Genomic DNA, 11,101 nt, shown 5'->3' with positions numbered 1-11,101 from the left:
GGGCCGTGCGGTCGTGTCGCGGCGGGGCGGGCAGCTCGCGCGCCGCGTGGCGGCGATCCTCGACGAACCCGTGCGGTACCGCGATCCGATGACCGACGCGACGACGCTCGTCCACCCGCCCCGCTCCGGTGCGGGACCGGCGACGGCGGCGGTGGCGTGGTCACGACGTTCGGCGGCGGTCGATCCGACGCCGTGGGGCACCGGGCTGACCGTCGCGGCCTTCATCGCCGCGTTCGTCGTCGTGGCGATGCTCGCGCTCGCGTCGGCCCTCGCGACGGAGACGGCCGGATGGGTCGCCGTCGTCGCCGCCGCAGTGGTCACCGGCGGGCTCGCCCCGTCGCTGTGGCTGGGACGGCGGGTACCGGTGGTGCGCTGGGTCGTGCTCGGCGCCGTCGCCGGCACGATCCTGTCGTGGTTCGGAGTCCTGTTCATCGCGTTCGGCTGACCCCACCCGCCACCCCGACATCGTGTCCGCGACTGGCGTACGCGTGTCCGCACCCCACGACGCCGTGTCCGCGCCTGGCGTACGCGTGTCCGCCACTCGGCGACGTCCGTGCGGGGGAGGAGGGGCCGTGATCTGCGAACTCGCGTACGGGAAGTGCGGACACACGTGCGTGGACCGCGGACACGGGTACGGGTTGGACCACTCGGAGCACCGGGTACTTTGACTCCATGTCTTCCGCCACGAATGCAGACTCGCCTCACGTCGTGGTCACCGGTGGTTGCGGCTTCATCGGACGAGCGGTCGTCGCGGCCTTCCGGCGCCGTGGCGCTCGGGTGACGATCGTGGACCGCGAGCCGGCCGCCGTGCACGACGAGGGAGTCGTCGCGATCCAAGGCGACCTGGCCGACCCGGCGGTGCGGGAGCGCGCCGTGGTGCCGGGCACCGACGGGATCGTCCACCTGGCGGCCATCACCTCCGTGCTGCGCTCCAAGGAGATGCCCGCGAAGACCTACGCGGAGAACGTCGGCATCACCCACGAGCTGCTGGAACTGGCGCGGATGCACGGCGTCCGCCGGTTCGTGCTCGCCTCCACCAACGCGGTGGTCGGCGACGTCGGCACGAGCACCATCACCGAGGACATGCCGCTGCAGCCGCTCACGCCGTACGGCGCCACGAAGGCGGCCTGCGAGATGCTGCTGTCCGGGTACGCGGGCACGTACGGCATGGCCGCGTGCGCGCTGCGGTTCACCAACGTGTACGGCCCCGGGATGAGCCACAAGGACAGCTTCGTGCCGCGGCTCATGCGGGCGGCTCTGTCGGACGGCGGGGTGAAGGTCTACGGGGACGGGCAGCAGCGGCGTGACCTCGTCTTCCTCGACGACGTGGTGCGGGCGATCGAGTCGGCGTGGGACAGCGAGCACGTCGGCAGGGCGATCGTCGGTGCGGGCCGGTCGGTGTCGGTGCTGGAGCTGATCGACACCGTTCGCGAGGTCACCGGGGCGCCGATCCCGGTGGAACACGTGCCCGCGCCGGGCGGGGAGATGCCCGCGGTCGTCGTCGACATCGCGCGGAGCGCGGAGACCATCGGGTACCGCCCGACGTTCAGTCTGCGTGACGGCCTGGCCGCCACCTGGCAGTACTTCCTCGACAACGACAGGCAGAAAGTGTTCTGAGTGACCGGCTTCCTCCGCCGCCACTGGTTGTTGTTCGTTCTGCTCGCCGGTGGCATCACGCTCCGTGTGCTGGTGTGGCTGGCGTACGAGCCTGCGCTGCTGTACATCGACAGCTTCCGGTACCTCAACAACCTGGACGCGTTGCGGCCCACCGACCTGAACCCGCTCGGGTACACGGTCGTGCTGAAGGTGCTGTTCGCCTTCGGGGGACTCGCGTTCGTGCAGGCCGTGCAGCACGTGGTGGGTGTGGTGCTCGCGGTGTCGCTGTACGCGTTGACGCTGCGCCACACGTCGCGGAGGTGGATCGGCGCACTCGTCGCGGCGCCGGTGCTGCTGGACGCCTACCAGCTGCAGATCGAAGCGCTCCTCATGTCGGAGGTCTGGTTCCAGGCGTTGCTCGTGGGGATGCTGTGGGTGCTGCTCGGGCGTGGTGAGCCCACGTGGTGGCGGGCCGGGGGAGCCGGGATTCTGCTCGGGCTCGCGGTCGTCACCCGCACGATCGGGTTCACGCTCGTGGTGCCGATGGTCGGCTATCTCGTCCTGGCGGGCGGGGCCTGGCGCAGCAGGGCGGGGTGGAAGCGCATCGGTGTGCGGACCGCCGCGGGTGTCCTCGGTGTCCTGGCGGTGCTGTTCCCGTACTCGGCGTACTTCTATTCGCAGGCCGGGTACTGGGGGCTGACCGGAGCCACCGGCAACGTGCTCTACGGGCGCACGGCCAGCATCGCCGACTGCGCCGAACTGCCTCCCGGCGACGCGGGGCTGCAGTTGTTCTGCCCCGACGAGCCGGTCGACGAACGACACGGGATCGACTACTACACCCACTTCGTGTACGGCGACCCGAACTGGCCCGCCGAGGGGTTGCCCGACTCGCGGTCCAAGGAGGAGCTGGCCAACCAGTTCGCCAAGGAAGTGATGCTGAATCAGCCGGTCGACTTCGTGGGGTCGATCCTGCGCGACTTCGTGAAGAACTTCGATCCGATCAAGCGGACCCACCACAACGACGTGCCGGTGGAACGCTGGCAGTTCCAGCTCTCGTATCCGTACTACAACATCGGCGACTCCAGCCTGGAGGCGTACAACGCGATGACGTACGCCTACGACGGCGTGCCGCCGCGCGCGAACCAGGATCTGGCGGCGTTCCTCCGCACCTACCAGCTCGGCGGCGGCTACACGTGGGGTCCGTTGCTGGCGGCGTTCGCGGTATGCGGGCTGATCGCGGCGGCCGGTGTGGGCCGGGCCCGCCGGTCCGGGTTGAGGTCGGCCGCATTCCTCGCCACGGGAAGTGGTTTGATCATCCTGCTGGGAGCCGCGTCGTTCGAGTTCTCCTGGCGCTACCAACTTCCCGCGCTGGTGCTGCTCCCCCTCGGAGGCGCGCTCGGGCTCGCTGCGATGCTGGGGGCGCGCAAGGAGCCGTCCGGCGCGGCGGCAGGAACACGGAGGACCACGTTGGACGACTACCCCGACGACGTCGACGCCGAGGCGGTGGCCGACTTCCGGCAGCGCTACGGCAACAGCCCGCTGACGCCGCTGGTGGTGGTGATCGCCGCCTACAACGAGGCCAAGGGCATCGGCGCGGTGCTGAGGGGCATGCCCACCCACTGCGGCGACCTGCCGGTGTCCACGCTCGTCGTGGTCGACGGCGCGACCGACAATACCGCCGAGGTGGCGCACGAGGCGGGCGCGTACGTGTGCGTGGCCCCGCGTAACCGTGGTCAGGGCGCGGCGCTGCGGCTCGGCTACCACCTCGCGTCCGAGTGCGGGGCGCGCTACATCGTCACCACCGACGCCGACGGCCAGTACGACAACAACGAGATGCCGATGCTCGTGAAGCCGCTGCTGGACGACACGGCCGACTTCGTCACCGGGTCCCGCAGGCTCGGCAGCTACCAGCACGACAGTGCGATCCGCTGGCTGGGTGTGCGCGTGTTCTCGTGGATCGCGACCGTGCTGACGCTGCAGAAGGTCACCGACACGTCGTTCGGTTTCCGTGCCATGAGGGCCGAACTCGCCACGTCGGTCACTCTGCGGGAACCGCAGTACCAGTCGTCGGAGTTGCTGCTCGGCGTCATGGCCCGCGGCGCGCGGGTGCTGGAGGTGCCGATGACGATGCGGTTGCGCAACAACGGCAGCAGCAAGAAGGGCCGCAGCATCAAGTACGGCGCCAACTACGCGCGCGTCATGTTGGGGACTTGGATCCGCGAGTACGTTCTTCGCGGTGGAAAACGAGCCGGTCGAGCAGTGCGAACTTCATGACGAAGACGATCGCGTAGCCGGTGAGGAAGACCGCGTCGAGTACCACGATCCGCACGAAGCCGGAAAGGTCGAGCGGTTCGGTGAGCCGACCGGCCAGGGTGGTCAGACCCACCGACGCCAGGCCGGCGAGGCCGATCACCAGAAGGTAGGGCAGGAGTTCCCCGGTGACGGTCGGCGTGCCGCGCCGGCCCCACGCCCAGCGCCGCGCGAGGAAGTAGTTCGGGATCGCTCCGGCGACGAACGCCACCGCGCTGGCGACCATGGGCGTGGCCCCCCACCACAACAGTCCGATGAGGCTGACCTGGCTGATGCCGGTGGCCAGTGCGGAACTCGTCGCGGCCCGGAACAGGCGGACCAGCAGACGGGGTCGGCGGCCCGATGCCATGGAGGGCTCCTCGGCTGCCGTGGTAGCGGTGCTCACCTATCCATTGTGCATACCCGCCATTCGGGTGGCCGCGGAACGTCCGTATTCTCCGTGCGGGTTGATCCGTGGGCTCGAGTGGTACACGGTAGAGCTAGCAGGTGGGAGAAGTGCACCAGGGCGAGGTTGAGCTCGGTGCACTGCGAAGTAACGATCTGGAGGCAGTCGAGTCGTGCGAGTCCTCGTTCTCGGTGGTGACGGATACCTGGGGTGGCCGACAGCCCTCCACCTTTCGGATTGTGGGCACGACGTCGCCGTCGTCGACAATTATGCCCGCAGGAAGTACGACGAGGAGCTCGGCTCCCAGAGTCTGGTCCCGATCGAGGACCTCGACACACGTGTGGCGGCGTGGAAGGAGGTCTCCGGCAAGGAGATCCCCGCGTACATCGGTGACCTGCTCGACGCGGACTTCCTGTACCAGGTCGTGCGGGAGTACGCGCCGGACGCGATCATCCACTTCGCCGAGCAGCGGGCCGCACCGTACTCGATGATCGACCGCGAGCACGCCGTCTACACGCAGCACAACAACGTGATCGGCAACCTCAACGTCATGTACGCGATCGCCGAGATCAACCCGGAGATCCACCTGGTGAAGCTCGGCACCATGGGCGAGTACGGCACGCCCAACATCGACATCGAGGAAGGCTGGATCGAGATCGAGCACAACGGTCGTCAGGACCGGGTGCTGTATCCGAAGAAGCCGGGCTCGTTCTACCACCTCACGAAGGTGCACGACTCGCACAACATCGAGTTCGGCTGCCGGATCTGGGGCATGCGCGCGACGGATCTGAACCAGGGTGTCGTGTACGGGCAGCAGACGGACCAGACCGCCCGCGACCCGCGCCTGGCCACGCGCTTCGACTACGACGCCGTGTTCGGCACGGTGCTGAACCGCTTCATCATCCAGGCCGCGCTGGGCCAGCCGCTCACCGTGTACGGCAAGGGCGGGCAGACCCGCGGCATGCTGGACATCCGCGACACGGTCGAGTGCCTGCGCCTCGCCGTGGAGAACCCGGCCGAGCGTGGCGAGTTCCGCGTGTTCAACCAGATGACCGAGAGCTTCTCGGTCAAGCAGGTCGCGGAGCTGGTGGCCGAGACCTATCCGGGTTCGGTCGAGATCGACTACCTCGAGAACCCGCGTTGGGAGCTCGAGGAGCACTACTACAACGTGAAGCACACCGGGCTGGTCGACCTGGGGCTGAAGCCGCACCTGCTCTCCGACACGCTGCTCGAATCGCTCTTCCCGATCGTGGAGCAGAACAAGCACCGCGTGAACCTGGAGAACCTGATGCCCAAGGTGAAGTGGGCGAGCGCCAAGAACTCCTGAGTGACGACAGACGGGCCCCCACCGGAAAGTCGGTGGGGGCCCGTCTTCTGTCCGTAGTGCGAGCGGTGTGCGGTCGCGGTAATGCCGGTCAGCCGCGTTGGCTGCGCACGCCCAGCAGGACGTCTTCCCACGCGGGCACGGTCGGGTGGTTCTTCTTGCCGCGGACCGCGTTGGCCGACTGCTCGGGCACGAGCGAGTCGCCCGCCGCCTGGCGTGCGGGGGAAGGCTCGTCCGTGTCGCGTTCGGCCGGTGTGGGGATCGGTGCTTCGATCACCCTGGCTCCGTCGCGGGTGGCCACGTCGGTGAGCCGGGGCTCGGCTGTCTGGCCCACCGCCCTCGGCACCCGGTACGCGTCGGGGTCGAGCAGCGTCTCGGCCAGCTCGTCCAACGCCGTCACGGTGCCGCCGTGGGCGCCGGGGGAGAAGGCCCAGCGTGCCCGGTTGTCCGAACGGCCTGCCGTCCACGCGAGACCGACGATCCACTTGCCCTCGTCGGAACGCCACGCGTCCCAGGTCGCCTGCGTGTAGTCCTGCCCGCGCAGCGCGAAGGAGTGGGCGACGATCTCGCCGAGGGTGCGCACGTCGGGGCCGTCCTCACGCGCGGGGTGCGCGCGCTGGGCGAGCTCCGCGGTGCGGGCGCGTTCCGCCAGCACCGGGTACGCGAAGCGTTCGACCCGGGCGACCGACATCCCCGCTGCCTCCGCGACCTCGGCCACCGAGCCGCCGGCTCGGATGCGGGCCTGGATCTCGCGCGGACGCATCGTGCTCTCCTGCTCGATCTCGAGCTGGCCGAGTCGGGCGACGTCACCGCGCGCCGCGGCACGCAGGCGTTCGTCCGCGGGCAGGAGGAACCGCTCGCGCCGCTCCGGGTCTTCGCACACGATGGACTTGCCGTCCTCGTGCAACCCGACCACTCGTAGCGTTCGCATGTCCCCGCCTCCGAAAGACTTCACCTGTGTGGGGGTCCACGGTAGAACGGCGAGTCGCCTTGACGAGTGAGGCGCGCCGAACTCCCTGTGCATCCGCCGTCGATCTGTTCGCTACGGCCCACACAATGCCAGTTCCGACGCGCCCGGCTACCCGTTTTCGTGAGGAACGAATCCGACCGTCACGACTTCGTGAGCCGCTCCACGACCCACTCGACGCACCGGGTCAGGGCCGTGACGTCGTCGGGCTCGATCGCGGGGAACATGCCGACCCGCAGCTGGTTGCGGCCGAGCTTGCGGTACGGCTCCACGTCGACGACGCCGTTCGCGCGCAGGGTCTTCGCCACCGCCGCGGCGTCGACGGAGTCGTCGAAGTCGATGGTGCCGACCACCTGCGAGCGCAGCGCGGGGTCGCTGACGAACGGCGTGGTGTACGGGGTCTTCTCCGCCCACTCGTAGAGCCGGTTCGACGACTCGCGCGTGCGCGCGGTGGTCCACTCCAGGCCGCCGTTCGCGAGCATCCACTCGATCTGGTCGGCGAGCAGGAACAGGGTCGCCACCGCCGGGGTGTTGTACGTCTGGTCCTTGCGCGAGTTGTCGAGTGCCGTGGGCAGCGACAGGAAGTCGGGAACCCAGCGGTCGCTCGCACCGATCTCGTTGACGCGCTCGACGGCCGCGGGCGACATCAGGGCGACCCACAGCCCGCCGTCGGAGGCGAAGGACTTCTGGGGCGCGAAGTAGTAGACGTCGAAGTCGGCGGCGTTCACGGGAAGGCCGCCCGCACCGGAGGTCGCGTCGATGGCGACGAGCGCGCCGTCGCTGCCCTCGGGCCGGACCACGGGGACCGCGACACCGGTGGAGGTCTCGTTGTGCGCCCACGCCACCACGTCGGCGCCCTGCTCGTAGGCGATCCGGGGAGCGCTGCCGGGCTCGCCCTCGACGATGATCGAGTCGCCGAGGAACGGCGCCTTGTCGGTGACCTTGGCGAACTTCGACGAGAACTCGCCGTAGGTGAAGTGCTGGGCCCGTTCCCGCACGAGCCCGAACGCCGCCGCGTCCCAGAACGCCGTGGTGCCGCCGTTGCCGAGCACGACCTCGTAGCCGTCGGGCAGCCCGAACAGCTCGGCGAGCCCGGACCGGACCCGGCCGACGAGGGACTTGACCGGCTTCTGCCGGTGGGACGTCCCGAGGACCTGCGCCCCCTCCTTGGCGAGGTTGGCCAGCTGTTCGGGGCGCACCTTGGAGGGCCCGCACCCGAACCGGCCGTCGGATGGCTTGAGGTCCGCGGGCAGGGTCAGGTCAACGGTTTCGGTCATGTCTCCAGTCTTCCACGCGTCGTCCGATCGGTGAACAACCCGTCTCACGCCTCGGACGTGGTCGGATCGTTCGGCTGCCAGCCCCGTTCGTCGACGCCGCCGGGGACGGGTGCGCTCGGGTCGTACGGCGTGCGGGTGAAGACGAACGTGGCGAGGTCGAGGTGGTGCGGGCGGCCGTCGGCGTCGCGCCCCACGGTGAGGGTCTCGCCGGAGTAGTAGCCGTCGAGACCGAGCCAGCGGTCGTCGCCGAGCGGCCGGAACCGGGACGCGCGACCACCGCCCACCGCAGGACTCAGGTCGAGCCAGCCGTTCGGCAGCACCCTCAGGTGGTACGGCGACGGACCCCAGTGCCACAGGCCGGTGAGTTCGAGCAGCGAGGTGTCGACGGCCGCGGGCTGCCACTCGGCGGGCAACACCGGTTCGTGGTCGTCGGCGGTCGCGATGAGGTCGGCCGTCAGCGAGAGGATGCCGACGCCCGAGGTCGTGTTGGCGAACGCGACGGCTCCCGTGCTCGTCGCCGGATCGATCATCGTGCAGGCGAGGAAGCCCGGCATCGACCCGGTGTGGCCCGCGAGGCGCTTGCCGTTCACCTGCACGAGCTGAAAGCCCAGGCCGTACCCGGAGTTCCACGGGCCGCTGTCGTCGATCACCGCCGCTTCGCGCATCTCCGCGACGGTGTCCGGGTGGAGGACCTCGCCGGTGTCGCCGCCGACGAACGCGGTCCACCGGGCGAGGTCGTCGACGCACGACCAGAGCTGCCCGGCGGGCGCCATCGCACCCGCGTCGTGCTCGGGTTCGGGCAGGACGACGTCGGCGAACGGGTGGACGGCGTATCCGGTGGCGTGTCGTCCGCTCGGCCGCGCCGTGGTGTGGGACATCCCGAGCGGCTGGAGGATCTCGCTGCGGACGGCGTCGAGCCACGGGCCGCCCCGCAGCCGGGCCACCAGTTCGCCGAGCACGCCGTAGCCGACGTTGGAGTAGTGGAACCGGCGTCCGGCGCGGTGCTTGACCTCGTCCGGGCCGAGGCTCGCGTTGAGCTCGTCCCAGCTGCCGCCCGGTGTGCGTTCCCACCAGCCGCCCGGCGACTCGGAGGTGAGTCCGCCGCTGTGCGAGAGCAGCTGCGCGACGGTCGTCGAGCCGAAGTGCGTCCCCGGCACGTGCCTGTCGAGCGGGTCGTTCAGGTCGAGCCGGCCCTCGTCGCGGAGCCGCAGGACGACGGCCGCGACGATCGACTTGGTGATCGAGCCGATCCGGTACTGCGTCAGGGTGTCCGGCGCGGCGTCGTCGACCTTCCCGCGCGCCGCCGACCAGACGAGCTCGCCGTGCCGCACCAGTCCCGCCACGAGGGACGGTGCGCGGCCCGACGCCTGTTCGGTGGCCACTCGGCGGAGCAGGGCGAATTCGGTGGTGGGCAGCAGCATGGCGGCTATTCTGCCGCGTGCTGCCCACTCGGCGCCGTCCGGCTGCGCTGCAACCGGTGGATCACGAGGCCGACGGCGGCCAGGAGGACGACGAGCAGCACCGTTCCGAGGTTGAGTCCCAGCCCGTTGGTGAACACGAACGCCAGCGCCCCCGCGAAGAGGCAGTAGTAGATCATCGGGATGATCGTCTTGCGGATCGTCTCTCCCTCGCGCCCGAGCAGGCCGACGGTCGCCGACGCCGCCACGACGTTGTGCACCGTGATCATGTTGCCCGCCGCCCCTCCGACGGCCTGACCCGCGACGACGGTCTCCGGCGCCACTCCGATCTGCTCGGCCGTGGAGAACTGGAACAGCGAGAACATTAGGTTGCTCACGGTGTTGCTGCCCGCCACGAACGCGCCGAGCGCGCCGATCCACGGGGCGAACACCGGCCACGCGTCGCCGACGGCCGAGGCGGCGCCGTCGGCCAGCATCAACGGCATGCTCTCGTACCCGGTGGAGTTCTCGCCGGAGTTGATGAACACCCGGACGAGCGGCAGCGCGAACAGCAGCGCGACCGCGGTTCCGGCGAGTTGTCTGCCCGCCACCTGCCACGATGCGGCGATCTGCGCGCGGTTCATGCGGTGCAGCGCGTAGGCGGACACGCTGGCCACGATGAAGATGAACCCGGGCAGGTAGAACGGCTGCAGGCTCTCGCCGATCTCGGTGCCGAGGATGGAGTCGAAGTCCAGGGACAGACCGGTGAGGAAGTCGGTCAGCGGGGTCAGGGTGCGCGTGAGCACCAGCAACGCCGCCACGAGCAGGTACGGCGCCCAGGCCCGCAGCGGGTGCATCCGGCGTCCGGCGACGTCGGCGTCGGGTGTCACCGTGCCGGTCCAGCCGGGTTGCCAGTTCTCGCGGGGGCCGAAGTCCCACTGCCGCTGCGGCAGGAACAGCCCGCGACGCGCGGCGGTGACCACGATGCCCAGACCGATCAGGCCGCCGAGCAGGGCCGGGAACTCCGGCCCCAGCACGGCCGCGACCGCCACGTAGGGCACCGTCATCGCCAGCGCCGAGAAGAGCGCGAACTTCCACACTCCGAGTCCGTCGGCGAACCGCGCGAGGCGGGGCCGGTCGTCGGTGCCGAAGAAGCCGGTCAGCAGACACACCAGGAAGAGGGGGACGAGCGTGCCGACGATCGCGTGCATGACGGCGGCGTCGAGCGCGATGCTCGCGATGTAGTCCGGCATGGGCAGACCGAGCAGCGAGGCCCGCTCCTCGACGGCTCCGCTGCCCGCGAGCCCGTCGGTGACCCCGACGAGGACCGGAGTGCCCACGGCGCCGAACGTCACCGGCGTGCTCTGGATGATCAGGCCGACCATCACCGCCGCCATCGCGGGGAATCCGAGCGCTAGCAGCAGCGGGGCGACGACGGCGGCCGGGGTGCCGAACCCCGACGCGCCCTCGATGAAGCTGCCGAACAGCCAGCCGATGATCACGGCCTGCACGCGCCGGTCGGGACTGATGTCGGTGAACGTGGCGCGGATGGTGGCGAGCGCGCCGCTGCCGGAGAGCGTGCCGAGCAGCAGCAACGCGCCGAAGACGATGTAGAGCAGGCCGACCGCGAGGATGAGGCCTTCGATGCTCGACGCCGCGATGACGACCGGTTCGACGCCCCACACGAACGCGGCGATGCCCACGACGACGGCGAAGCCGATCGGCATCGCGTACTTGGCGGGCCAGCGTAGGCCGACGAGAAGGAAGCCGATGACCGCGATGGGAACCAACGCGATCAGACTCAACACTGCCAGGTTGTCCATGCCCATCGTGTCGCCCGCCCCG

At 69.9% G+C, this 11,101-nt stretch carries 9 protein-coding genes; 4 read left to right on the top strand and 5 right to left on the bottom strand.

The features are described 5' to 3' along the window. From SACAZDRAFT_RS10365 to SACAZDRAFT_RS10355, 3 genes are all read left to right on the top strand, one after another. Nucleotides 1–445, top strand: a 445-nt coding sequence (locus tag SACAZDRAFT_RS10365; protein WP_005441332.1) for a DUF2537 domain-containing protein, incomplete at its 5' end; no start/stop codon positions are given. A gap of 227 nt (nucleotides 446–672) precedes the next feature. Next, nucleotides 673–1,617, top strand: a complete 945-nt coding sequence (locus SACAZDRAFT_RS10360) for an NAD-dependent epimerase/dehydratase family protein (protein ID WP_005441331.1) — start codon at nucleotides 673–675, stop codon at nucleotides 1,615–1,617. After that, nucleotides 1,618–3,870 carry a glycosyltransferase family 2 protein gene (locus tag SACAZDRAFT_RS10355; RefSeq protein ID WP_005441329.1) on the top strand — a complete coding sequence of 751 codons (2,253 nt, stop codon included), beginning with the start codon at nucleotides 1,618–1,620 and terminating at the stop codon, nucleotides 3,868–3,870. Here SACAZDRAFT_RS10355 and SACAZDRAFT_RS10350 read toward each other — a convergent pair. Further along, nucleotides 3,794–4,291 carry a GtrA family protein gene (locus SACAZDRAFT_RS10350; protein WP_232286404.1) on the bottom strand — a complete coding sequence of 166 codons (498 nt, stop codon included), beginning with the start codon at nucleotides 4,289–4,291 and terminating at the stop codon, nucleotides 3,794–3,796. The genes SACAZDRAFT_RS10355 and SACAZDRAFT_RS10350 overlap by 77 nt on opposite strands. 172 nt (nucleotides 4,292–4,463) lie before the next feature. Between SACAZDRAFT_RS10350 and SACAZDRAFT_RS10345 the strand changes: the two genes are divergently transcribed. After that, a complete protein-coding gene (locus tag SACAZDRAFT_RS10345; protein ID WP_005441324.1) occupies nucleotides 4,464–5,618 on the top strand; it encodes an NAD-dependent epimerase/dehydratase family protein in 1,155 nt (384 codons plus the stop codon). A gap of 88 nt (nucleotides 5,619–5,706) precedes the next feature. Here the strand turns inward: SACAZDRAFT_RS10345 and sepH are convergent, their stop codons facing one another. From sepH to SACAZDRAFT_RS10325, 4 genes are all read right to left on the bottom strand, one after another. After that, the gene (sepH, locus tag SACAZDRAFT_RS10340; RefSeq protein WP_005441322.1) at nucleotides 5,707–6,546 is read right to left on the bottom strand and encodes a septation protein SepH; all 840 of its coding nucleotides are present in this window, start codon (nucleotides 6,544–6,546) and stop codon (nucleotides 5,707–5,709) included. 179 nt (nucleotides 6,547–6,725) lie between these two features. Next, nucleotides 6,726–7,859: a phosphoserine transaminase gene (gene serC, locus SACAZDRAFT_RS10335; RefSeq protein ID WP_005441320.1), complete on the bottom strand. Its 1,134-nt coding sequence runs from the start codon at nucleotides 7,857–7,859 to the stop codon at nucleotides 6,726–6,728. A gap of 44 nt (nucleotides 7,860–7,903) precedes the next feature. After that, entirely contained in the window at nucleotides 7,904–9,280 is a 1,377-nt protein-coding gene (locus tag SACAZDRAFT_RS10330; RefSeq protein WP_005441318.1) for a serine hydrolase domain-containing protein, read from the bottom strand. 5 nt (nucleotides 9,281–9,285) lie between these two features. Further along, nucleotides 9,286–11,079 carry an L-lactate permease gene (locus SACAZDRAFT_RS10325; RefSeq protein ID WP_040927731.1) on the bottom strand — a complete coding sequence of 598 codons (1,794 nt, stop codon included), beginning with the start codon at nucleotides 11,077–11,079 and terminating at the stop codon, nucleotides 9,286–9,288. Nucleotides 11,080–11,101: the final 22 nt, after the last annotated feature.

The sequence above is a fragment of the Saccharomonospora azurea NA-128 genome, from assembly GCF_000231055.2.
GTDB classification, from domain to species: domain Bacteria; phylum Actinomycetota; class Actinomycetes; order Mycobacteriales; family Pseudonocardiaceae; genus Saccharomonospora; species Saccharomonospora azurea.
Note: the sequence above shows the minus strand (reverse complement) of the source record. Positions and strands in the feature narration are given on the sequence as shown.